Origin of the sequence: Thioclava sp. F42-5, assembly GCF_002213195.1 — a bacterium.
In the GTDB taxonomy this organism is placed as follows: domain Bacteria; phylum Pseudomonadota; class Alphaproteobacteria; order Rhodobacterales; family Rhodobacteraceae; genus Thioclava; species Thioclava nitratireducens.
On sequence record NZ_NBNZ01000005.1, the window covers coordinates 135682 to 158395 of the forward strand.

27 protein-coding genes are annotated in these 22714 nt (G+C 64.1%); 14 read left to right on the forward strand and 13 right to left on the reverse strand.

Annotated elements, in window-relative coordinates:
• From B6V74_RS14090 to fliF, 3 genes are read right to left on the reverse strand one after another with little or no spacing between them, the layout of a single operon-like run.
• Positions 1–279: a FliM/FliN family flagellar motor switch protein gene (locus B6V74_RS14090; protein ID WP_075775273.1), complete on the reverse strand. Its 279-nt coding sequence runs from the start codon at positions 277–279 to the stop codon at positions 1–3.
• Positions 272–868 carry a flagellar biosynthesis protein gene (locus B6V74_RS14095; protein WP_088723150.1) on the reverse strand — a complete coding sequence of 199 codons (597 nt, stop codon included), beginning with the start codon at positions 866–868 and terminating at the stop codon, positions 272–274. The genes B6V74_RS14090 and B6V74_RS14095 overlap by 8 nt, the downstream gene beginning before the upstream one ends.
• Entirely contained in the window at positions 868–2496 is a 1629-nt protein-coding gene (fliF, locus tag B6V74_RS14100; protein WP_088723151.1) for a flagellar basal-body MS-ring/collar protein FliF, read from the reverse strand. Before fliF ends, B6V74_RS14095 begins: the two co-directional genes overlap by 1 nt.
• A 121-nt stretch (positions 2497–2617) precedes the next feature.
• On the opposite strand from fliF, the gene B6V74_RS14105 reads away from it, so the two are divergent.
• The 10 genes from B6V74_RS14105 (at position 2618) to B6V74_RS14150 (ending at position 12469) form a co-directional block, all read left to right on the forward strand.
• Positions 2618–3109, forward strand: a complete 492-nt coding sequence (locus B6V74_RS14105; protein ID WP_088723152.1) for a flagellar basal body-associated FliL family protein — start codon at positions 2618–2620, stop codon at positions 3107–3109.
• A gap of 11 nt (positions 3110–3120) precedes the next feature.
• Positions 3121–3474, forward strand: a complete 354-nt coding sequence (locus B6V74_RS14110) for a hypothetical protein (RefSeq protein WP_075775269.1) — start codon at positions 3121–3123, stop codon at positions 3472–3474.
• Positions 3475–3608: 134 nt separating this feature from the next.
• Positions 3609–4073, forward strand: coding sequence for a hypothetical protein (locus tag B6V74_RS14115; protein ID WP_146694557.1), 465 nt, complete (start codon positions 3609–3611; stop codon positions 4071–4073).
• Positions 4074–4149: 76 nt separating this feature from the next.
• Entirely contained in the window at positions 4150–5019 is an 870-nt protein-coding gene (gene motA / locus B6V74_RS14120) for a flagellar motor stator protein MotA (protein WP_075775267.1), read from the forward strand.
• Positions 5016–7322, forward strand: coding sequence for a hypothetical protein (locus B6V74_RS18795; protein ID WP_146694558.1), 2307 nt, complete (start codon positions 5016–5018; stop codon positions 7320–7322). The genes motA and B6V74_RS18795 overlap by 4 nt, the downstream gene beginning before the upstream one ends.
• Positions 7323–7406: 84 nt before the next feature.
• The gene (locus B6V74_RS14130; RefSeq protein ID WP_088723155.1) at positions 7407–8156 is read left to right on the forward strand and encodes a transglycosylase SLT domain-containing protein; all 750 of its coding nucleotides are present in this window, start codon (positions 7407–7409) and stop codon (positions 8154–8156) included.
• Positions 8156–10240, forward strand: a complete 2085-nt coding sequence (gene flhA / locus B6V74_RS14135) for a flagellar biosynthesis protein FlhA (RefSeq protein WP_088723156.1) — start codon at positions 8156–8158, stop codon at positions 10238–10240. Before B6V74_RS14130 ends, flhA begins: the two co-directional genes overlap by 1 nt.
• On the forward strand, positions 10237–11025 hold the full coding sequence (locus tag B6V74_RS14140) for a flagellar biosynthetic protein FliR (RefSeq protein ID WP_088723157.1): 789 nt from the start codon (positions 10237–10239) through the stop codon (positions 11023–11025). Before flhA ends, B6V74_RS14140 begins: the two co-directional genes overlap by 4 nt.
• Positions 11022–12113 carry a flagellar type III secretion system protein FlhB gene (locus tag B6V74_RS14145; RefSeq protein WP_088723158.1) on the forward strand — a complete coding sequence of 364 codons (1092 nt, stop codon included), beginning with the start codon at positions 11022–11024 and terminating at the stop codon, positions 12111–12113. The genes B6V74_RS14140 and B6V74_RS14145 overlap by 4 nt, the downstream gene beginning before the upstream one ends.
• On the forward strand, positions 12101–12469 hold the full coding sequence (locus tag B6V74_RS14150; protein WP_075775261.1) for a hypothetical protein: 369 nt from the start codon (positions 12101–12103) through the stop codon (positions 12467–12469). The genes B6V74_RS14145 and B6V74_RS14150 overlap by 13 nt, the downstream gene beginning before the upstream one ends.
• Before the next feature lie 48 nt (positions 12470–12517).
• Here the strand turns inward: B6V74_RS14150 and B6V74_RS14155 are convergent, their stop codons facing one another.
• The 9 genes from B6V74_RS14155 to B6V74_RS14195 are packed head-to-tail and all read right to left on the reverse strand — an operon-like array spanning position 12518 to position 17107.
• Positions 12518–13048: a flagellar basal body-associated FliL family protein gene (locus B6V74_RS14155; protein ID WP_075775260.1), complete on the reverse strand. Its 531-nt coding sequence runs from the start codon at positions 13046–13048 to the stop codon at positions 12518–12520.
• Between the two features lie 9 nt (positions 13049–13057).
• Positions 13058–13783: a flagellar basal body L-ring protein FlgH gene (flgH, locus tag B6V74_RS14160; RefSeq protein WP_075775259.1), complete on the reverse strand. Its 726-nt coding sequence runs from the start codon at positions 13781–13783 to the stop codon at positions 13058–13060.
• A 24-nt stretch (positions 13784–13807) separates the two neighbouring features.
• Positions 13808–14233 (reverse strand): flagellar basal body P-ring formation chaperone FlgA, encoded by a 426-nt coding sequence (gene flgA / locus B6V74_RS14165; RefSeq protein ID WP_088723159.1) that lies wholly within the window; start codon positions 14231–14233, stop codon positions 13808–13810.
• On the reverse strand, positions 14233–15018 hold the full coding sequence (gene flgG / locus B6V74_RS14170; protein ID WP_088723160.1) for a flagellar basal-body rod protein FlgG: 786 nt from the start codon (positions 15016–15018) through the stop codon (positions 14233–14235). The genes flgA and flgG overlap by 1 nt, the downstream gene beginning before the upstream one ends.
• Before the next feature lie 14 nt (positions 15019–15032).
• Complete coding sequence (locus B6V74_RS14175) at positions 15033–15749, reverse strand: flagellar hook-basal body complex protein (protein WP_088723161.1); 717 nt, start codon at positions 15747–15749, stop codon at positions 15033–15035.
• 1 nt (position 15750) lies between these two features.
• Positions 15751–16017, reverse strand: a complete 267-nt coding sequence (locus B6V74_RS14180; protein ID WP_088719873.1) for a flagellar biosynthetic protein FliQ — start codon at positions 16015–16017, stop codon at positions 15751–15753.
• Positions 16017–16307: a flagellar hook-basal body complex protein FliE gene (gene fliE, locus B6V74_RS14185; protein ID WP_088719874.1), complete on the reverse strand. Its 291-nt coding sequence runs from the start codon at positions 16305–16307 to the stop codon at positions 16017–16019. Before fliE ends, B6V74_RS14180 begins: the two co-directional genes overlap by 1 nt.
• A gap of 18 nt (positions 16308–16325) precedes the next feature.
• Positions 16326–16718 carry a flagellar basal body rod protein FlgC gene (gene flgC / locus B6V74_RS14190; RefSeq protein ID WP_088723162.1) on the reverse strand — a complete coding sequence of 131 codons (393 nt, stop codon included), beginning with the start codon at positions 16716–16718 and terminating at the stop codon, positions 16326–16328.
• Between the two features lie 2 nt (positions 16719–16720).
• The gene (locus tag B6V74_RS14195) at positions 16721–17107 is read right to left on the reverse strand and encodes a FlgB family protein (protein ID WP_088719876.1); all 387 of its coding nucleotides are present in this window, start codon (positions 17105–17107) and stop codon (positions 16721–16723) included.
• 80 nt (positions 17108–17187) lie between these two features.
• On the opposite strand from B6V74_RS14195, the gene B6V74_RS14200 reads away from it, so the two are divergent.
• On the forward strand, positions 17188–18513 hold the full coding sequence (locus B6V74_RS14200; protein WP_088723163.1) for a FliI/YscN family ATPase: 1326 nt from the start codon (positions 17188–17190) through the stop codon (positions 18511–18513).
• A 3-nt stretch (positions 18514–18516) separates the two neighbouring features.
• Here the strand turns inward: B6V74_RS14200 and B6V74_RS14205 are convergent, their stop codons facing one another.
• Positions 18517–19275: a TSUP family transporter gene (locus tag B6V74_RS14205; protein ID WP_088723164.1), complete on the reverse strand. Its 759-nt coding sequence runs from the start codon at positions 19273–19275 to the stop codon at positions 18517–18519.
• 168 nt (positions 19276–19443) lie between these two features.
• Here B6V74_RS14205 and B6V74_RS14210 point away from each other — a divergent pair, with 168 nt between their 5' ends.
• The 3 genes from B6V74_RS14210 (at position 19444) to B6V74_RS14220 (ending at position 22711) form a co-directional block, all read left to right on the forward strand.
• Entirely contained in the window at positions 19444–20337 is an 894-nt protein-coding gene (locus B6V74_RS14210; protein WP_088723165.1) for a type II CAAX endopeptidase family protein, read from the forward strand.
• Positions 20338–20403: 66 nt separating this feature from the next.
• Complete coding sequence (gene accD / locus B6V74_RS14215) at positions 20404–21348, forward strand: acetyl-CoA carboxylase, carboxyltransferase subunit beta (protein ID WP_075775248.1); 945 nt, start codon at positions 20404–20406, stop codon at positions 21346–21348.
• Positions 21349–21439: 91 nt separating this feature from the next.
• Positions 21440–22711: a folylpolyglutamate synthase/dihydrofolate synthase family protein gene (locus B6V74_RS14220; RefSeq protein WP_088723166.1), complete on the forward strand. Its 1272-nt coding sequence runs from the start codon at positions 21440–21442 to the stop codon at positions 22709–22711.
• The last annotated feature ends 3 nt before the right edge of the window (positions 22712–22714 follow it).

Here is a 22714-nt window from a genome sequence, read left to right on the forward strand (position 1 = left end):
TCACAGGCCGTTTTGCAGATCGGCTACCTCGGTGAGCCGTACCGCAAGCTGCCCGTCGCTGCCGTCAATCTCGGTCAGCTCGCCGCGCGCGATCAGCTTGTCTCCCACGTAGAGTTCGACCGGGTCGTCCACTTTCCGGTCGAGGGACAGCACCGCATCGCGCTTCAGGCGCAGCAAATCGCGCACCAGCGGGCGGGCCTTGCCGACTGAGATGGTGATCTCGATCGGCACCTGCGTGAAGGGATTGGCGGTCGAGGCATTCGGCGCGGTCTCATTCATCGGGCTTGTCCTTCGCGTTGGCGGTGAAATAGGTCGTGACCGCGCGCGAAATGGCGGCGATGACGGCGTCGAGATCGACGCGGGTCTCGGTATCGGCGAAGCGCAGATAGACCTGCCCTTCGCCAAGGCTGGGCTCCGCGACGAATGCGAGCGGCAAGTCTGCGCTCGGCGCCAGCGCCTCTTGGATCTGCGGCAATGCGGTCGGATTGCCGACCACCGTGATCGGCCTCGCGCAGAGATCCCCGGCAATCGGCATCAATTGCTCGGCCACGACGGCGCCAAGCGACGCACGCGCGAGCTCGGGCAACAGTTTTCCGCAGATCTCGAGCAGAAGCGGCTCGAGCGCACCGAGCATGTGCTGGCGCGCCTCGTTATAGGTGAAGCCCAGCGCCTGCAGGTTGCGCCCGAGATCGCCGTGAAGTCGCGCGGTTTCGGCGTTTTGCGCGGCGACCGCATCGTCCCAGCCTGCCTGGTAACCGGTCTCGAACGCGGCCAGCTTGGTCTCTTCCAACTCGGCCGGGTCGAGCGCGATTTCACCCGCCTCGCTCGCCTTCGGCTCAAAGGATTCGAGTTTCAGCCTTTGGCCCATCACGCTTTCTCCGACGGTTCTTCCATCCAGCTACGCAGGATTTCGACGGTTTCGGCCTGACGCTCCTCGATCATCTTCTTGAGGCGGTCAACCGGATCGGCAGGGCGGTCGAGATCGAAATCCGTCTGTCGCGCCATCGGTAGATCCCCGAGGTCGAAGTCGGACACCAGCTGCATGTTCATATCGGGCATCTCCCCATCGTCGATTTCACCGGTGAGCGTCGTTGAAGACCGGGAGTTCTCCTCTGACGTGGCATTTGGCGCCGGCAGTTCCGCGGCTCCTTCTCGGGTTTTCTGCAGCAGGATCGGACGCGCGACAAAGAGGCCGAGCACAAGCGCAACGATTGCGAGCACCGCGATCTGGATGATCTGCGTCAGATCGAGGGCCATGCTGTCGATGAACCCGGCGTCAGCGAGGGTCCCCGCTTCCGGCAGCGCCTCGAACTGCATGGAGCGCAGCGTGATCACGTCGCCCCGCGCCTCGTCGAATCCCACCGCGGAGGCCACGAGCTCGCGCAGATCGGCCAGTTCGGCATCGCTGCGCGGCGTCCAGCTAGGTGTCCCGTCGGGATTGGTGCCGCGCACCCCGTCGACCAGCACCGCGACGCTAAGCCGCTTGAGAGCGCCGGGCTTGCGAAGCAATTCACGACGCGTCTCAGAGACTTCGAAGTTGGTGCGCGCGCGCGTCTCGCTCGTACGGCTTTGCGACTTGCCGGTCGCGCCAGTCCCGTTGTCGGGCAGGTTGGAGGCCACGGTCGTCGCCGGGGGTGTCGTCGAATCGGAGGTTTTCGAGGTTTCGGACGTGTCGGTCGCGATCGCCACCCGGCCCTGCGGGTCGAAGCGACGCTCGGTGATCGCCTCGCGCTCTGTCACGGTGTCGAGCGCCACCTCGACCACGGCATCCCCGGGACCGACGCGCGCCTCCAGCAGCCGTTCGACGTTCCGCTTCAGCGCCAGAGCGCGAGTCTCCCCGCCGCCGGGCAGCGCGGGATTGTCGCTGAAGGGAATGAGCCCACGCGCCGAGTCGATTACCGAGACATCTTCGGGCGTCATGCCGGTTACCGCCGAGGCCACGAGATAGCGAACGGCCTTCGCCTGCGCAGCGCTCAGCCCCGCAAGAGCCGGCGTGATCGTCACAGAGGCCGTCGGCTCAGGCGTTCCGCGAAAAGGCGCATTCGTCGGATGCGCGATATGCACGCGCGCCGACCGAATAGACGGCACCGCAGCGATGGTTCGCGCCAATTCCCCTTCTTTCGCGCGCCAATAGGCGGCGTCAAACATCTGCGAGGTCGTGCCGAAGCCCGAGAGCGAATCGAGCAGCTCATAGCCTGCGCCACCGGTCGCGGGCAGACCTTGCGAGGCGAGAGTCATGCGCAATTCGTCCCGCTTCGGCGCGGCGACAAAGATCGAATCGCCACGCACCTCGTAGGCCACCCCGCGCTGTTCGAGCGCGGAGATCACCTCGCCCGCCTCCGCGCTGCCGAGGCCCGCGTAAAGCAAGGCCAGCGTCGGCTTCGACGCGATCGATCCGATTGCTAAGACCGTGGCGACCATCGCAATCACGCCGAAAACCGCGGCGAGTTTCCGGCGCATATCCAGGCCAGCCCAAGTGTCGATGAGTTGCTGCAAGACGAACCTCCAGAGAGCGGGCGTTCTGCCCGGCGTCACGGGCACCTTCCTTCATTGCGATTAACAATCGGTTAGTCCGACTCGGCTATTCCAAGCCTCGACCCGACACAGCGAGGCCCCCATGACGGAAGCCACTGCCGAGGCGGACGAGCCGCCTAAGAAGAAGACCAAGCTGATGCTCCTGATCGGCCTCGTCCTCATGCTTATGCTGGGGAGCGGTGGGTTCTACGCGGTCTATTCGGGGCTGGTTCTCGCGCCTCCAGAGGCCACGCATGCCGCCGCTGCGCCGGAGGCGCATACACCGGAGGCACTTCCCGACATCGCCTATGTCGCACTCGACCCGCTCGCAATTACGCTGAGCGGCGCCTCCGCGCGCCATCTGCGCTTCGCGGCGCAACTCGAAGTGCCGAGCGCCTATGAACATGACGTAGAGCTGTTGAAGCCGCGCGTGATGGACGTGCTGAATGGGTATTTGCGCGCCGTCGACGTCAGCCTTCTGGAAGACCCGAGCGCGATGATGCGCCTGCGCGCGCAGATGTTGCGACGGACTCAACTGGTCACCGGAGACGGGCGCGTGCGCGACCTTCTCGTCATCGAATTCGTGCTGAACTGAGGGAGAGGCTGATGCAATTCCTTGCCGAAATCACATCCGGACTCGCAGCCTTGGCGGCGGCGACCTATTGCTTCGTGCTCGCGCGCAGGCTCAAGCGTTTCAACCAACTCGAAACCGGGATGGGCGGGGCCATCGCCGTGCTGTCCGCGCAGGTCGACGACATGACTCGCGCGCTTGAACGGGCGCAGGCCACCGCGGGCACATCCGAGCGACAATTGCGCGCGCTGACCGAACGCGCGGAGGCGGGGGCGGAGAAGCTCGAGCTGCTTCTTGCCTCCCTGCATGATCTTCCCGAAGACGGTGAACCACGCCGCCGCGTGCTGCGCCGGCGGCAACGCGAAACGGATATCGAGGCCGCGCAATGAACCGCGCAGCCGAACGCAAACCCGGTAGGCGCAGGCCCCGCCCGGGCCGCGGTGCCCTCTGGATCATCGCTGCGCTTTTTGTCCTCTCCGGCGGCATGCAGCTTGCACAGAGCGGAGCTTGGGCGCGCGATACCGTGGAACCAGCGCACGAGACACAGGCGACAAAACCGCAGGACGGTTGTATCGACGACGCCGGGTTCACGGCGATGCTCGCCGATCTCAAGGCGCGGGAAGCGAAACTGGTCGAACAGGAAGGACTGCTTACTGACCGCCGCAATGCGCTCGCCCTTGCCGAAACCCGCTTGGAAAAGCGACTGAACGATCTCGTCGCGGCGGAAGAGGCGCTGTCCAGGACCGTCGCCGTGGCGGAAGAGGGTGCCGACAAGGATGTCGGAAAGCTCGTTGCGCTGTACGAGAACATGAAGCCGAAACAGGCCGCGCCGCTTTTCGCCGAAATGGACCCGAATTTCGCCGCCGGTTTCCTCGCGCGCATGCGCCCCGCCGCCGCCGCTGCGGTCATGGAGAGTCTCGAACCCAAAACGGCCTACGCGATCAGCGTGCTGATGGCAGGCCGCAACGCGGGCGCACCGCGCAACTGAGCGATGTTTGAGGCTCTTGGGCCTTTCTTAAACCGAATCATCCAAAGTCGCCCGAGAGAAACGGAAGAGGCTTTCCATGATCGGCGTCATCGGGATCGTGATCATCTTCGTGATGGTGTTCGGCGGCTATGTCGCGGCGGGCGGCAAGATGGGGATTATCCTCAAATCCCTGCCTTTCGAGATGATCATGATCGGCGGCGCAGCCGTGGGCGCCTTTGTACTCTCGAACGACCTGGCCTCGATCAAGCATACGCTGAAGGATGTCGGGAAGGTCTTCAAAGGCCCCAAATGGAAACCCGACGACTATCGCGATCTTCTGTGCCTTCTGTTCGAATTGATCCGGCTCGCCCGACAGAACCCCGTCGCAATCGAAGAACATATCGAAGATCCGGAAAAATCCTCGATCTTCGGAAAATATCCGAAAATCCTCCACGATCACGAGGCGGTCGACATCATATGTGACACGATGCGATCGGCTTCGATGAACTACGACGATCCCATGCAGGTGGAAGAGGTTCTCGACAAGCAACTCGAGGCAAATTACCACCATGCCATGCATTCGAGCCACGCTATGCAGTCGGTGGCCGACGCGATGCCCGCCCTCGGGATCGTCGCGGCAGTGCTCGGCGTGATCAAGACGATGGGCTCGATCGATCAGCCTCCGGAAATTCTCGGCAAGATGATCGGCGGCGCGCTTGTCGGCACCTTTCTCGGCGTGTTCATCGCCTACGGATTCATCGCCCCTTTCGCGAGCCGGATGAAAGGGGTGACCGACGAAGACAGCCACTTCTACAAGCTTATCCGCGAGGTGTTGATCGCCAACCTGCACAACCACGCGACCAATATCTGCATCGAGGTCGGTCGCCAGAACACGCCCCACCATATTCGCCCCAGCTTCTCCGACCTTGAGGAGGCCTTGAAGTCGGTGAAGTCGGAGGCGGCATGAGGCTCTGGTTCGCACTTCTATTTCTGCTGCCCCTCGCGCCGGCACATGCAACGGTGATTCCGGTCAAATCGGGGGAGCATGACGGCTTTTCCCGCCTTGTCGTCTATCTACCGGCATCGGCGAGCCGGGCGATTACGCCTGTCGATGGGGGGATACGGATAGATACTGACGCCCCCGAGCCGCAATTCGCGACCCAGAACGTTTTCGAGTTGATACCCCGTGACAGATTGCAGGCGCTCGCGGCACAAGCCGATGGCGGGTTGTTTCTGAAACTCGCGCCCGGGGTCGCGCCTGAAACCTTCTCGCTCGAGAGCGGCGCGTTTGTCATCGACCTCAAGGATCCTTCTCCAGGTCAAAACGTCCCCCCGGTAATTGCGACGGGTGAACATCGATCGCAGACCACGTCAACGAAGCCCCCACCAGCCTCTCGGCCCCGCCCGAAAACCGTTCAACCCGTGAGGATCGGAGACGACTACCTCGACCTGTTCTGGCGAGCTACGACTGCACAAGAGGAGCCTGCCAACGCGCCGGTGAATATCTCTGATGGCGCGCCCAAACCGCCCCTCCCCCCGAAACCCGATCCACGGCTCGATGGCATTGAAGAGCGCCTTCTACGCCAGATGTCGCGCGCGGCATCGCAGGGGCTCGTCTCGCCACAGATGACGCCGACCGAGGAAAAGCCCGCGCAAGGGCGACACGCTCCACCACCCACAGGCGACAGGGCCGCCGAAACGGCTGAAATTCCGCAGGCGCCTCCGGGCCCGAGACCTCCACCGCATCTTGCGATCGACTCGGTTACAGCGATCGACCGTGACCAACTTGCCACAGGCCTCCAGGCGCCTCCCGAGGTATCCGGGTGCCCGCCCGACCGATATTTCGAGCTCGCGAACTGGGTCGACGAGCGTCCGGCCTTCGCTCAGATCAGCGATGCGCGAAAAGGCCTCTTGGGCGAATTCGACGCACCCAATCCGCGTAAGGTGACAGCATTGGCGCGGCTTTACATCGCCTTCGGCTTCGGGACGGAGGCCCGCGCGCTGTTGCGCGATATGGGCAAGGATGGACCGAGCAAGAACGCGCTGCTCTTCGTGGGAGCGGTGCTCGACGCCGATCCTGCCGCCGCCACCTCGCCGCTTGCTCAGCTCACCGATTGCAATGGCGCGGTCGCGCTTTGGGCCTTCCTCGCAGCTGACCCGCTTCCCGAAAAACGCGATGTTGCCTTCGCGGCGCTTCGCCGACATTTCGAGGCGCTTCCAGCCGATTTGCGGCGGTCTCTGGCGCCAAACCTTGTGGCACGCCTCACGCAGATCGGAGCGGCGGATGTGGCACGATCGCTCGAGCCGGCTGTCAGCCGGATCACGACCGGGGATCGACGTGCGCTCGACACGATGGAAGCCGAAATCCAAGTGGTGGAGGGCGATCCGCAAGCTTCGGGGCGCCTTGAAGCGCTTTCGAAGACGAACTCGGCGCAAGGGCTGCGCGCGTTGATCTTGTGGCTCAACAGCCAGATCGACGCGGGTGGAGCGGTCGACCCGGCAGCTCTTGCGAATGCAGAGGCCTTGGCTTTCGAACTCGCCGACGCGCCGGAGGCTCCGGAATTGCGTCGTATCGCCGCGATTGGCCACGCCGCGAATTCCGAATTCGGCAAAGCCTTCGAGATTTACTCAGATGCGACCGAGATCGCGGATTCGAAGGGCACGCTCGAAGCGATATTCTCGCGGTTGGTTGGGCAAGCCGGCGACGGGGATTTCCTTCGAACCCTTTATGACCAATTGCCCCTAGCTGAGAAAGCCGCGCAGACCTCCGGGCTGCGACAAGAACTGGCCGGACGTGCAATATCTCTGGGAATGCCTGCCGTTGCCGTGCGCCTTCTCGGACAGGCCGATCCGTTGTCGGTGCAGGACAAGACTCTGCTCGCGCGGGCCGCGCTCCTCGAACTGGATCCAGCTGCCGCCGTCGCGCACCTGAAGAATTTGGAGGGTAAACAGATCGAGCAGATCAGAGCCGCTGCCTTGTCTCGACTCGGTCGCCACGACGAGGCGCGCGCCGCCTACCTTCGCGCGGGCAATCCGGAAGGGGCCCGCGCGCAATCCTGGCACAAGGGCGATTGGTCAAGCCTGGATGCCCCTCCAGATGCGGTAGAACAGCGTTTCCTGGAAACTTTCGGGGCGACGTCCTCACAAACGAAGGAGGTGAAAGGCGGGCCGCTCACGCGGGCCCGCAGCCTGTTGGAGCAAAGCCAGGCAGAACGCGAAACGCTGTCGAAAATGCTTGATCGCCTTGCTTTGCCCCCTGTTCAGCAGTGACGGGCAAAATCTTCGGAAACGGATTCTAAAGCTTTGCCCGCTAGGTCTGGGGTCGCAAGAATTGCACTGCAAAGGGAAAATCCCATGCCTTGGTTTCGGCGGGCACTTTATATCTTATGTCTTACCCTCACCCCGCTATCCGCGGCGGGGCAGCACCAGCGATGCGAGGCCGCCGCGAAACAAGCCTCGCGCGAAAGCGATGTGCCTTACACGGTACTCATGGCGATTTCGTTGAATGAGACGGGTCGCAAGGGAGCAGGTGGCTTCCAGCCCTGGCCCTGGACCGTGAATATGGAGGGGGCGGGACACTGGTTCGACTCCCGGGATTTGGCTCTGGCTTACGTATTCAAGGAATTCAAACGCGGCGCGCGAAGTTTCGATGTCGGCTGTTTCCAGATCAACTTCAAATGGCATGGGCAGCATTTTTTTTCGATCGAAGACATGTTCGACCCGCTGACAAATGCACGATATGCGGCGCGGTTTCTGAAATCTCTCTATGCCGAAACCGGGGACTGGACGAAGGCTGCCGGGGCCTATCATTCGCGCACGCCGAAATATGCGAGGCGCTATTCTGAACGCTTCGCGCGTCTTCATGCCAAGCTCGCAGGCAAGGTCGAACCTGAAAAGGTGGTGAATACCTCCGCCACGCGGGCAACCGCCGGGGCGCCTGAGATTCCGGAGATCGTATTGGCACGAACCGAACCGTCGGCGCAAAGCAGGGATAACCAATATCCCCTCCTGCTTCGCTCGGAAGGAACAGAGCCTCCAGGCGTGGGCGGTGCTCCGGGAGCCTCGCTCTTCATCCGAGCCGCGCAAAAAGCGCGAGGAATGTGATGGCGTCGCCGCTCGTGCACCGTGCGTTTCAACCCACCATCATGCTGGCGCTCGCACTGATGGCGGTCATCGCGATGATGATCCTGCCGGTGCCCTCCTGGATTCTCGACATCGGCCTGGCGACCTCCTTCGCCCTCGCGATCCTGATCTTCACTGTCACCTTGTTCATCGAACGACCGCTCGATTTTTCCGCCTTTCCGACGATTCTCCTCGCAACGCTGATGTTGCGGCTCTCGCTTAACGTTACCTCGACGAAACTCATCATCGGCAACGGCCATACAGGCACCGGCGCGGCGGGTGGTGTGATCGAGGGGTTCGCGAATTTCATCATGAGCGGCTCGGTCCTGATCGGGCTCGTCGTGTTCTGCGTGATCCTGATCGTGAATTTTATCGTGATCACGAAAGGCGCCGGGCGCATGGCAGAAGTCGGCGCGCGTTTCGCGCTCGACGCCATGCCGGGCAAGCAGCTTGCGATCGATAGCGACATGAATGCGGGCGCGATCGACCACGCCGAAGCGCGGGAGCGGCGCGAACGCGAACAGGCGGAAACCACTTTTTTCGGCTCACTCGATGGCGCGTCCAAATTCGTGAAAGGAGACGCGGTCGCAGGTTTGTTGATCACGTTGCTCAACCTCGTCGTCGGTCTGATCATCGGCACGGTGGTGCATGGAATGCCGCTCGATCGCGCGCTCGAAACCTATGCGATCCTCACGGTCGGCGACGGCCTCGTCAGCCAGATACCCGCGGTCATCATCTCGATCGCAGCGGCGATCCTGCTTTCGCGTGGCGGCGCGAAAGGCTCCACCGATCTGGAATTGTTTCGCCAGCTTGGTAAATATCCGGCCGCGCTGACCACCGTGGCGGTCCTGATGGCGCTGTTCGGTCTCGTGCCGGGGCTGCCTTTCGTGCCCTTCACCACGGGAGCCGTCCTCCTTGGCGGGGCTGCCTTCATGCTGCGGCGCGCAGAGCGGGCGCGCGCCCGGCGCGAGGCGATGAAGATGCCCACGCCCGACACCGGGCCGAAACAGAAGTCGATGGGCGACGTGCTCGACATCGACGACATCCATGTCGAATTCGCCCCCGATCTGGTGAAGATGGCGCTCGATCCCGCCACAGGTCTCGACGCGCGGATTTCGAACATGCGCAACCATGTCGCGGCGAGTTTCGGGCTGATCCTGCCGGAAATTCGGTTGACCGACGACGCGACGTTGCCGCCTGGACATTATCGGATCCGCGTTCAGGGGGTGGAGCAGGCGCGCGACCGGCTGATGCCGGAGCATGTGCTGGCACTGATCGCGGACAATCGCGATTTCCTGCCCGACGGGGAAGAGGTGCGCGAACCCGTCTTCCACGCCCCAGCCCTTTGGGTGCCCGCTCATCAGCAGGAGGATGCGGCGCTCGCAGGCTCGACGGTGGTCGGGCCGACGGAGGTGCTCGCGACGCACCTTCTCGAGGTAATCAAGGCGAATTTCTCGCGTTTGATGACGTTACGGGCGTTGCGGCGGCTGCTAGACGAGGTCGCGAACCTCTCCGATCCGACGCGCGCGCAGGCCAATCGGCGCGTCCTCGACGAGTTGATACCCGACAAGGTTCCGATCGACCTGCTTCTAGCGGTCCTGCGCTTGCTGCTCGATGAACGGGTCTCGATCCGAAACCTTCTGTTGATCGTCGAGGCGATCTCGGAGGCCCGCCACCTGCAAACCCCGGAGCAGATTTGCGAGCACGTTCGCCAGCGTCTCGGTTTCCAGCTCGTCGCCGATCTGCGGCGCGACGACGGCACGATCCCCCTGATTCAACTGGCGCCCGATTGGGAGGAGCGGTTCGGCAAATACACGATCGGCGGCGACGCGAGCGGCGATGTCGCTTTACCGCCCGATCTGTTCAACAAACTCGCTGCGAATATCGCCGAAAAACTTGCTGGCGCGGCACAGGCGGGCACGTTCCCGGCGCTCGTCTCTTCGGGACGCAGGCGACGGTTTCTGCGCACCGTCATCAACGCAAAAGGTCTGAACGCGCCGGTTCTGAGCTACGAGGAAATTGGCCTCGAGGCGCGGCCCGCGATGGTCGGGCAGGTTCCGGCATGAGCCCGCCGCTTCTAGATCAACTCGCAGAGATTCTGCAGAAAACGCAAAGTTTCTTGCTGATAGGTTTCGTCATCTTGCTTCGGGTCGGCGGGATCGTCGCAATGGCCCCGGGATTTGGCGAAACCAGCCTGCCGGCGCGGATCAAGACCGGCGTCGCACTCGCGATAACGCTCGTGATGATCCCGGCTCTCGTCCCCAGGCTCGCCACTGTCGATCTTGGGGCAAGCCCGCCGATCTGGCTGATCTCGGAAATCGCGATCGGCCTGTTCCTTGGGTTCGGCTTGCGCGCTTTCGTATTCGCCTTGCAGATTGCGGGCACGATGGCGGCACAGTCGAGCTCGCTTGCGCAACTGCTTGGCGGTATGAGCGGCGAGCCGCAACCCGCGATCGGAAACCTGCTGATGATCGCCGGAATCGCGGTGCTTATGAGCCTCGGGTTTCATGTCCGGCTCATCGAGTTCATGATCGGCACCTACGACGTTCTGCCCGTCGGCGAGTGGCCCAACCCCGAGGCATTGCGCAGCTGGGGCGTCTCAGGCATCGCGCAAGCGTTTTCGCTGGCCTTCACGCTTGCCGCCCCTTTCGCGGTCACCGGGTTGATCTACAACGTCGCGCTCGGCGCGATTAACCGTGCCATGCCGCAGCTCATGGTGGCTTTCGTCGGCGCTCCGGCGCTGACAGGGGGCGGCCTGATCCTGCTCGCGCTTTGCGCTCCGACCGCGATCGCGATCTGGCGCGAGGCGGTCATGGCCTTCCTCGCCAACCCGTTCGGAGCGGTGCGATGAGCGAGGACGAAGGCGGCGAAAAGGAATTCGCCCCGACACCGCACAAGCTGGAGGCCGCGCGTCGCAAGGGCGATCTGGTGCGCTCCTCCGATATTTCGGTCGCTGCCGTTTACGGCAGTTTTCTCGCGACGCTTCTTGGCCTTGGCATCTTCAGCCTCACGCGGTTCGGCAGCGGCGCGATGGCAATGCTCGATCGCGCCGATGAGATGGCCGCGCAGTTCTTCGGTGGCGGGACGGCCATGGGCGGGCGCGTGATCGGAGAACTCCTGCTGCCGCTCGCCCCGTTTTTCGTGGTGCCGATGGTCGCCGCGCTGGTCGCCTATTGGGCGCAACGCGCGGTCGTTGTCGCGCCTGACAAGATCCAACCGAAGCTCAACCGGATCAATCCGCTGAAAAATGCTGCGCAGAAATTCGGCCGCAGCGGATTGTTCGAATTCGCCAAGAGCGTGACGAAACTCGCCGTGATCGCGACGACTCTCTTTCTCTACCTCAGGGCGCGCGCGGAGCTGATCTTTCTGACGCAGCATCTCGAACCGGTGCAGATCGCGGGCGTGTTGTTTCGTATGATCGCCGAGTTCCTGATGATCGTAACCGCGCTCGCCGCAGCGATAGGCGTCGTCGACTATCTCTGGCAACGAGTGGAATTCCTGCGGCGCAACCGGATGACGCGCAAGGAACTGACCGACGAGATGAAGCAATCCGACGGCGACCCTCATCTCAAGGCGCAGCGGCGCCAGAAGGGGATGGAGCTTGCGATGCGGCAATCGGTTCCCGACACCGCCAAGGCCGACGTCGTGATCGTCAACCCGACCCACTATGCGGTCGCGCTGAAATGGAATCGCGCCTCGGGTCGCGCCCCGGTCTGCCTGTCGAAAGGGGTCGATGCGATCGCGGCGCGGATACGCGAAATCGCGGCGGAGAACGCGGTACCCTTGCATTCGGATCCGCCGACCGCGCGCGCGCTCTTCGCGGCAATCGAGATCGGAGAGGAAATCCGTCCCGAGCATTACAAACCCGTCGCGGCCGCGATCCGCTTCGCGGAGAAGATGCGCAAGGCGGCGGGTAGAGGCGCGGCATGGCGCAAATGAGCAAACTGCAGGTCGCGCGTCTAACGAAACTCGCCCGGTTGACGCGCATGCAAAGCGAGGCGGAACTCGCCGCGCTCGCACGGCTGAACGCCCAGGCCCGCGCGCTCGATTTGCGCATTGCGAGCCTGCAAGCAGAAGAGCGGTCGAGCCGGGCGACGCTCGCGCTGGACCCGACATTCGGGCAAAACACGCTCGCTTATCTCCGGTATCTCTCGCTGGAAGAAACGCGGCTTCGCGCTGCGCGTGACGAGCTGAATCCCGCGATCGCGAAGCAGCATGACGCGACTGCACGCGCGGTCGGCCGACATGACGTCGTCACGAAACTGGGTCGCCCGAAACGCGAAATGCCCCGCTGAGGCGCGGAGGCTCTGGTTTTTCGCGGTTCGCCGCTGGGCGGCCTGCGCTCAACTGTCCTGACGCACGATATCAGAAACCAGAACCGCAAGAACACTCGGGCCCAGAATGTTGCGGGCCGTCTCGGTCAGGGCCCGGCGCAAGCGCGACATGTTCGCAGAATCGGTGAACAGACCCTGAAACCCGCCGGTATTCGCGTGATCGAACAGCACCTGAAGGAACGCATCACGCAGTTTCGGCTCGGCGCGATAAACGGCTTCGGTTTCGCCCGCCTTCACCTCGAGGCTCAGCGAAAGGATAACCATTCCGGAGATGTGCGACTCGGTCACCAGCGGCACGATGAACTGGTTGTTGAGCTTGACGAATTCGGAGGTGACCTCGCCTCCGGCGCCATTAGCGACGGCGACCGGGTCACCATGCGAGTCGGTTGCGGCAGCAGACTTGCCCGCCTCCGCCTCCGCAGCGGCGGGGGCCGTCGGGGGGGCTGCGGGCGGCGGAGCGGGACGCAGAAAATAGCCAGCCGCGCCACCGCCGGCGAGGCCGATCAGACCAAGGAGAAGCGGGAGAAGTTTGCCAAGCATCAAGGCACCTCAGAACGGCAGAAGAACATCGGCGATCTGCTGGCCGTAACGCGGCTGCTGCACATCGGTGATCTGCCCGCGCCCACCATAAGAAATCCGCGCCCCCGCGATCTTGTCATAGGTGATTTCGTTCTGGCGGCTCACATCCTCGGGGCGCACGAAGCCGGTGACGATCAACTCTCGCACTTCGAAATTCACTCGCACCTCCTGGCTCCCCTGAATGCGCAGCACGCCGTTCGGGAGTGTCTCGATGATCGTGGCGGCCACGCGAAGGGTCAGCTTCTCGTTGCGCGACACTTGCCCGTCGCCGGAATAGGAGGAGTTCGAATTGGTCGCGACGGCATTGGCCATGTTCGCTCCCGCAGGCAGCCGCTTGTCGATGCGCTGCGGAATGCCCAGCATCGAAGGCACCCCCATCGTTTCGGAGCCGTTACGCGAGCGGCCTGTGGAATTCGAGATTTCAGCCTTGTCGTTAATCTCTATCACAACCGTGAGAATGTCACCGCGCTGGGCGGCGCGCTGATCGCCCAGAAGCGAGTTGCGCGCGCCCGACCAAAGCGAAGCTTCCTGCTCGGGCGTGCGGGCCACGGTCGTGGCGGGCAGCGGCGAGGAGGCCATGGCATAGAACTCGTTCCCGCCTTCGACCGGCGTGAAATCGGGGGCCTTACCGACCTGTTCGAGCCGCCCGCAGGCGACAAGCGCAATCGAAAGAAGCAACAGTGCAGGAGATTTCATCGCGAATTCCTCTTTCGGGTCCCGTCATCTCGCGACATGGGCGGTTCCATCCGCGCCAAGCGTTGCGGACACCACGGTTTTGGAGGCCGCGTTCATCACGCGGATCGTCTCTCCGATCCCGGCACGGTCGAGCGCGCGGCCTTCGGTACGGATCTCAAGCGATCCGAGGCGGAACAGCAGCGGGATGATCTGGTTACGCTCGACGATCGCGGGTTGGCGGAGATCGCGCGCGCGGATCGGGCGCCCGGCATAGATCACCGTGCGCGTCTCGAGGCCGACGGCCTCCTCCGACCCGCTCAACGCCCCGACCACTTCGCCCGGCCGCAGCCCGACATCCGCCCGCGTGACGATCGTGCGCGCGCGCAAAGTGTGGAGCGCGACGAGCGTGTCCGCCGAAGCTTGGCCTGTCAAAAGGCCGGCTAGCGCAATCAGGATCGCCCGAAACAGCATCAGCGCACCTGCGTCGTTGCGCCGAGCATCTGGTCCGCGGCCGAAATCACCTTCGCGTTCAGCTCGTAGCCGCGCTGCGCCTTGATCAACTCCGTGATCTCGCGCACCGGATCGACCGAGCTTTCCTCCAGATAGCCCTGCCGCAGCGTGCCCAATTCGTCCGCGCCGGGCGTGTTCACGTTGGGTGGCCCCGAGGCCCCGGTTTCGAGAAACAGGTTCGAGCCCATCGCCTCGAGCCCTTTCTGGTTCGAGAAATTCGCGAGGGTGAACTGCCCCAATAGTTGCGGCGCCACCTGATTGCTGAAATAGGCATAGACCTCGCCCTGAGCGTTGATGGCGATCGCCCGAGCATCGTTCGGGATCGTCATCTCGGGCATGACCGGGTAGCCGTCGGAGGTCACGATCTGGCCTGTGCCGTTGCGTTTCAGCCCACCATCGCGCGTATAGGCGGAGATGCCCGATGGCAGCATCACCTCCAGATATCCATTGCCATCGATCGCGACGTCCAGATCGCCGCCCGTGGCGCTGAGCGAGCCCTGCGCGACATTGACCGTCACCGCGGTCGGGCGCACCCCGAGGCCGAGCTGAACGCCGGCGGGAATGGTCGTCCCGTCGGTCGCGTTGATCGTGCCAGGGCGGGTCGCCTGCTGATAGAAGAGATCGGCGAATTCGGCGCGGCGCGCATTGTAGCCGGTGGTCGACATGTTCGCGAGGTTGTTGGAAATCACCTCGACGCGCATCTGTTGCGCGCTCATGCCGGTGGCCGCGATCTGAAGCGCTCTCATGTCATGGTCTCCTGTTAGCGGGCGAGCGTCTGGATGACGCTGCGAATTCGTTCGTCTTCGCGTTCGAGAAAGGCCTGTCCCATCTCGTAGGCGCGCTGGACCTCGATCATGCGTGCGATCTCGGTGACCGGATCGACGTTGCTGTCTTCGAGAAAACCTTGCATCAGCACTGCGCCCTCGACGGGTTCGGCGCCCGCCTCGGCGGTGAACCGCGTGCCGCCGACGTGGCGCAATCCGCTGGGATCTGTGGGAAGATAGACGCCGACCTGCGCGATCGGCTGGCCATTGTTGGACAGCGTGCCATCGGCCGCGAGCGCGACCGAGCTCGCCCCGGACGGGATCGCCACCGGGGTGCCGCCGGAATCGAGGAGGCGATAGCCGTCGGGCGTCAACAACTCGCCTGCGGCGGAAGGAATGAAGCTTCCCGCACGCGTCAGCTGATTGCCCTGCGGGGTCTCGATCATGAAGAACCCCTCGCCCTCGATCGCGAAGTCAAAGGCCCCCCCCGTCTGGGTCAGCCCCCCCTGGCTCCGGTCGATCATGCGGCCATGCGCGCGCGCCATCGACAGCGAAGGCTCGTTGCCCTCGAGCCCCGAAAGGTATTCGGAGAAAATCACCCCTTCGCGCCGGAAGCCCGTCGTCGAGACATTCGCGATGTTGTTGGCGACGGTGCGCATTTCGCGCATCAGGCCGGATTGCCGCGTCAGCGTGGCATAGATCGCGTTATCCATCTTAGCCCCCGGCGATGATCGGCAGGAGGGTGCGGGTGAAGAACTCCACCAGCTTTTCCGACATGAAACTCATCGACACCCAGAACACGACGAGCATCGCGCCCACTTTCGGCACGAATGTCAGCGTCATTTCCTGCACCGAGGTCAACGCTTGAAAGAGGCCGATCGTCACCCCGGCGACAAGGGCGACCGACAGCAGCGGCGCCGCGATCAGCACGGCGATCCACAGGCCCTGCCGGAGCGTGTCGAAGAAAATCGCGTCCTGCATCACACCGGCATCCTGAGAATTTCCTGATAGGCCTCGACGACCTTGTTGCGGACGGTCACCGCGGTCTCGATCGCGAGTTCACTCTGCGCGAGGGCCTGCACCAGCGCGTGCGGATCGGCCTTGCCCGTCATTGCAGATTTGGCGGCGTCTTCGCCTGCCTTTACCGCATCGACGAAAGAACTCGCCGCCTGTTCGAAAAGGGGGCCCGGCCCGGAACCACCCGTTTTCGGCGGGACAGCGGCCCGGGCCTGGGCGTAGCTTTGCGTTGCAAGGGAGGTGTTCAAATCCATTCTAGATCTCCTCGGTCCTTAGCGGCGAAGCAGTTCGAGCAGGGAGACCGACATTTGCCGGGCCTGATCGAACATGCGCAAATTCGCCTCGTAGCTGCGCTGCGCTTCGCGCGCGTCAGCGATTTCGACCACCAGATCGACATTCGAGCCGTCGTAGTAGCCGTTCTCGTCGGCCATCGGATGGCCAGGATCGTAAATACGTGTGAGTTCCGTACGGTCGAGCCGGACCGGGCCGAGCGCAACCTCCCCGGTTCGTCCGCCCGCCTCGACGACCTCCTCGAAGGCCGCCATCTTGCGGCGATAGCCGGGGGTGTCGGCATTCGCGATATTTTCGGAACTGTGCCGAAGCCGCATCGCCTGCGCTTTCATGCCCGAGGCGGAGAGCGCCATGGATTGAGTGAAATCGGTCATCCTCATCCCCTCCCAAGCGAACTGCGCAAGATGTTGAGTGAGGAGCGGTAGATCGCGAGCGACAGGTCATGCTCGCGCTTCACCTCGACCGAGCGGACCATCTCCTCTTCCAGCGAAACGGCATTGCCATCGGGCGAGGTCACCCCGGGGGAGGCGAGCGGTTCCGGTCCGGTCGTGATCGTCGACGCGGCGCCGATATGGCCGGGCCGCGTCGCGCGCAGGTCGCCGCCGACCTCGCTACGATAGAGGTCTTCGAAAGGCGGCAGATCCCGCGCCGCGTAGCCGGGCGTGTCCGCATTGGCGATATTTTCCGCAACCGCGTTCTGGCGGGCTGCTGCGTGTCGGGCCATCGCACTGGCCATTTTCATGATCTCAATCTTCTCGAACATCGGGGCTTCTCCTCCGAGCTATCAACCAAGCTTTAAGAGCGAATCGTTTAGAAAACCTTTCGAGAACATCGGAGGCCAGAATGGCATTTGCGGGATTCGACCTGTTGCACGCCGAAATGCGCGCTATCGCCAGCGCCCACGCCGTCGGGCGCGTGCGCGAGGTGCGGCGCGGGATGATCGAGGTCAGTGGTCTCGACCGTTCGGCGGCCCTAGGCGACCGCGCGACGATTCGCTGCCAAAGCGGGCGCGAGATCGGCGCGGAAGTTCTGTCGCTGACGCGCGGGGCGGTCACCGTGCTGCCAGACGGAGCCGCCGATGGCGTGGCGATCGACGACGAGGTGGAGCTGCTCGGTCAGGGCGGGATCGCTCCGCATGACAGCTGGGTCGGGCGCATCATCGACCCGTTCGGAAAGCCGCTCGACGGGCAACCGCTGATCCACGGCGCGCGCGAGCGCGAATTGCGCGCAAGCCCTCCGCCTGCCGCCCAGCGCAAGCGGTTGGGCGGCCGGTTGGAGACGTCACTCGCCGCTTTCGACACGATGCTGCCATTGGTCCAAGGCCAAAGGGTCGGCCTTTTCGCGGGATCGGGCGTCGGAAAATCCTCGCTATTGGCGAGTTTCGCGCGCGGGGTGTCTGCCGATATCGTCGTCATCGCGCTGATCGGCGAACGCGGCCGGGAATTGCGGGAATTCGTCGAAAAGACCCTTGGCCCGGAGGGGATGGCCCGCGCGGTGATCGTCGCCGCAACCTCGGATCAATCGCCGCTGGTGCGCCGTCGCTGCGCCTGGGCCGCGATGGCCGTGGCCGAGCATTTCCGCGATGCGGGCCAGCACGTGCTTTTCCTCGCCGACTCGATCACGCGCTTTGCGGAAGCCCATCGTGAGGTCGCTTTGGCCGGGGGCGAGCCCGCATCGCTGCGCGGCTATCCGCCCTCGACCTCCTATCAGATCATGGCCTTGGGCGAGCGCGCGGGCCCCGGCGCCGAGGGTCAGGGCGACATCACCGGTGTCTTCTCGGTCCTCGTGGCCGGTTCCGATATGGACGAGCCGATCGCCGATATCCTGCGCGGTGTGCTCGACGGGCATGTCGTGCTGGAGCGCGAGATTGCGGAGCGTGGGCGCTTCCCGGCGATCAATTTGCTGCGTTCGGTCTCGCGCTCGCTGCCCGACGCGGCGGATCCCGAGGAAAACCGGCTGATCGGCAAGGCGCGCAGCCTGCTCGGCGCCTATGACCGGGCCGAGATGATGGTTCAGGCGGGCCTATATGCGGAAGGCTCGGACACACGCATCGACGCGGCGATCAAGGTCTGGCCCGAGCTGGACGCCTTCGTTGCCGAACCCGCCCCCGACGGCATCGCGGGTAGTTTCGCGCGGCTGCGCACGATCCTGTCGCAGGTGCCGGGATAGGGTCTACATCAGGTCCCAAAGCAGCTTCGCGGCCAGCAACGTCGAGGTCGTCACCAGCAGCGGCTTGATCAGCCGCGCGCCCACCCGCATCGCAAGCCGCGAGCCTAGCCGCGCCCCGGCGATCTGCGCCAGCCCCATCGCGATGCCGAGCACCCAGAGCGGCGAGCCGACCAGCAGGAACCCCGTCAGCCCCCCGATATTCGACGAGAAGTTCAGCAGTTTCGTATGTGCCGTCGCCTTGAGCACGCCGTAACCCGCCAGCGTCACGAAACCGATCATGAAGAACGAGCCCGTCCCCGGCCCGATCAGACCGTCGTAAAAGCCGATCACCGGCACGAAGGCGGCGGTGAACAGGCCGGGCCGAATACGCTGCACCCGATCCGTGTCGTCCAAACCAGGCCGCAAAGCGAAAAACGCGGCGATTGCGACGAGGATGAACGGCAGGGCGATCTCGATCTTGTCGGTCGGGATGCGCGACACGAGAAGCGCCCCCGCGAGCCCTCCGAGGAACCCGATCACGGAGGCCAGTAACTGTTTTCGCAGCACCACATGGCCCGAAGCCGCGTAGGAGATCGCCGCCGTCGCCGCGCCGAACGTGCCCTGAATCTTGTTCGTCGCGAGCGACTGCACCGGCGGCACGCCCGCCAGCAAAAGCGCCGGCACCGTGATCAGCCCGCCCCCGCCCGCGATGGAATCGACCACCCCCGCCGCGAAAGCCGCGCCGATCAGCATCACCACCAGATCGAGAGGAAGTTCAAACATTTGCACCCCGGTCAGAAGACAGCCGCCTCTTGTCCTGCCCGCGCCGCGAAAAGTAAAGCCGTTGCCTCAACGGGGCCGCAGCCGCTATCACCGACCCATAGCCTTGCGGAAGACCCAGATGACCCACTCGCGCTCCGAAACCGTCCCCCCCTCCGCGAAGGCCGCGTCGTGATCGCGCGGACCCACCGATATGCGCCGCTCGACGCTTTTGCGGCCCCTGCGAAACCCTATACCCAGATCTGGCGCGGGATGCTTGGGCTGGGCGTGATCGTCGCCTTCTACCTGCTCAGCGGCTGGGCGATGATCCTGTTCTTCTCCTCGATGCTCGACGATTTTTCGATGCTCAGGCTGTTTCAGGAAATCGCCCATGGTTCGACCCCGCGCGGCCTCGCCATCCTGCTTGCAACCTTCGCGCCGCTTCTGATCGCGACCTTCCTCGTCAGCCGCCACTTGCACCACCGCGCGGCGGCGACGTTGTTCGGAAAGCAGAGCCTCTCGACATTTGCGAAGGTGCTGCCGACGCTGTTGCTCTTTGCTTTTTTCTCTTTCGCGCTCACCCAGCTCAGCGAATCCACGGCCCGCTCCAATTCGCTGATGAACGTGCTGGGCTGGGCGCCGATCGCACTGCCGCTTCTGTTCGTCCAGATCGCCACCGAAGAGGTCCTGTTTCGCGGCTACCTGCTACAGCAGCTCGCAGCGCGCTGGCGCAGCCCCCTAGTCTGGATGGTCCTGCCCTCGGCGCTCTTCGGGGCGCTGCACTATTCGCCCGGCACTTATGGCAGCAACGCGTTCTGGCCCGCGCTCTGGGCCTTCGGCTTCGGCTGCCTCGCGAGCGACCTGACCGCGCGCACCGGCAATCTCGGGGCCGCCCTCGCGCTGCATTTCGCCAATAACTTCGGCTCGCTTTTCCTTGTGGGCTTCTACGGTCAGCTCGACGGGCTGGCGCTCTACACGATCGTGATCAATACGCGCGACTTGTGGGACCTCTTGCCGTGGCTCGTTCTCGACATGCTGCACCTGTTGATCGCGTGGCTGTTGATCCGCCTCACCCTGCGCGTCTGATTGCAATTCACGCAGGGGCGGCGTATTTCAAGCCAAACCGACCCGCCCCAGCGAGAGGCTCTTACGATGAACTGGATCACCAATTACGTCCGTCCTCGGATTAACTCGCTGTTTTCGCGCCGCGAAGTGCCCGAGAACCTTTGGACGAAATGTCCCGAATGCGGGACGATGCTGTTCCACCGGGAGCTGTCGGACAATCTGAACGTCTGCACCAATTGCGACCATCACCTCGCGATTACGCCCCGCGTGCGCTTCGAGGCGCTGTTCGACGGTGGCATCTTCTCCGAAGTGAAAGTGCCCGAACCGATCGCCGATCCGCTGCATTTCAAGGATCAGAAACGCTATCCGGACCGGATGAAGGCGGCACAGAAATCGACCGGCGAGAAAGAGGCGATGCTGGTGGCCGAGGGCGAGATCGGGCGCACGCCGATCGTCGCGGCCGCGCAAGACTTCACCTTCATGGGCGGCTCGATGGGCATGTATGTCGGCAACGCGATCATCGCGGCGGCCGAGCGTGCGGTGAAGCTCAAGCGTCCACTGGTGCTGTTCTCGGCGGCTGGCGGCGCGCGGATGCAGGAAGGTATCCTGTCGCTGATGCAGATGCCGCGCACCACTGTCGCCGTGCAGATGCTCAAGGAAGCGGGCCTTCCCTATATCGTCGTTCTGACCCATCCGACGACCGGCGGCGTGACCGCCTCCTACGCAATGCTGGGCGACGTGCATATCGCCGAACCCAATGCGCTGATCTGCTTCGCGGGCCCTCGCGTGATCGAACAGACGATCCGCGAAAAGCTGCCCGAAGGCTTCCAGCGCGCCGAATATCTGCTCGATCACGGGATGCTCGACCGCGTGACGCATCGCATGAAGATGCGCGACGAACTGATCACCATCCTGCGCATGCTGATGAACCTGCCGCCTGCGGTGAAGGGCGATCTGCCCGCGCCGGAGAAGGCCCCCGAGGTAGCGGTCGCCGAGGCGGCTCCCGAGGCCGAGGCGAAGCCCAAGACCTGATCTTCGTATTGGCTGAAATATCCCGGGGGGCGGCGCCAGCCGCGGGGGCAGCGCCCCCTCCCCGGTCCGCCATCTGAGGCCGGAGGGGCCAATGACGCAAAGCTCCGATGACATTCTCGACCGCCTGATGGCGCTGCATCCCAAGGTCATCGACCTGTCTCTCGACCGGATGGAGCGGCTGCTTGAGGATCTCGACCATCCCGAGCGCGACCTGCCGCCGGTGATCCATATCGCGGGCACCAATGGCAAGGGCTCGACCCAGGCGATGATCCGGGCCGGGCTGGAGGCTGCGGGCAAGCGCGTCCACGCCTATACCTCGCCGCATCTTGCGCGCTTCCACGAACGTATCCGGATCGCCGGAGCGCTGATCTCAGAGGACGATCTCGCCGCGCTTCTCGATGAGGTCGAGGCGGCGAATGGCGGCAAGCCGATCACCTTCTTCGAGGTGACGACGGCGGCGGCGCTTCTGGCCTTTGCCCGGACGCCTGCGGACTACACGCTGCTGGAAGTGGGTCTCGGCGGGCGGCTCGACGCGACCAATGTGATCGACAAACCCGCGCTGAGCATCATCACGCCGGTTTCGATCGACCATCAGCAATTCCTTGGCGAGACGCTGGCCGAGATCGCGGGCGAGAAGGCCGGGATCCTCAAGCGCGGCGTGGCCTGCGTGGTCGGTCCCCAGCAGGAGGGGGCGCTCGACGTGATCGAGGCGCGGGCGGAAAAGCTCGGCGCGCCGCTTCTGGTGCATGGCCAGCATTGGCAGGTCTGGGAAGAGCGCGACCGGTTGATCTTCCAGGACGAGAACGGCTTGCTCGATCTGCCGCTGCCGAACCTGCCCGGCCCGCATCAGATCGCGAATGCCGGGGCAGCGCTCGCGGCGCTGCGGCACCTGGGCTTTGACGAAGCCGCCTGCGAGGCGGCCGTGACGAAGGCCGAATGGCCCGCGCGGATGCAACGGCTGCGCCACGGACCGTTGGTCGACGGCGCGCCCGAGGCCGAGGTCTGGCTCGATGGCGGGCATAACCCGGCGGCGGGCGACATGATCGCGAAGACGCTGGGCACGCTGCCGCAGCGCCCGACCCACCTGATCTGCGGCATGCTGAATACCAAGGACGTGACCGGGTATCTGCGTCCCCTGGCCCCTCACGCAGCGAGCCTTCTAGCCGTGTCCATCCCTGGCGAGGCGAACACCCTCTCGGCGGAAGACACCGCCGAAGCGGCGCGCGCGGTCGGCATCGAGGCACGCCCGGCGGCCTCGGTCGGCTCGGCCATCGCGGGGATCGTCGCGATCCATCCGCATGCCCGCATCCTGATCTGCGGCTCGCTCTATCTCGCGGGCCGGGTGCTGCGCGAGAACGGCTGAAGC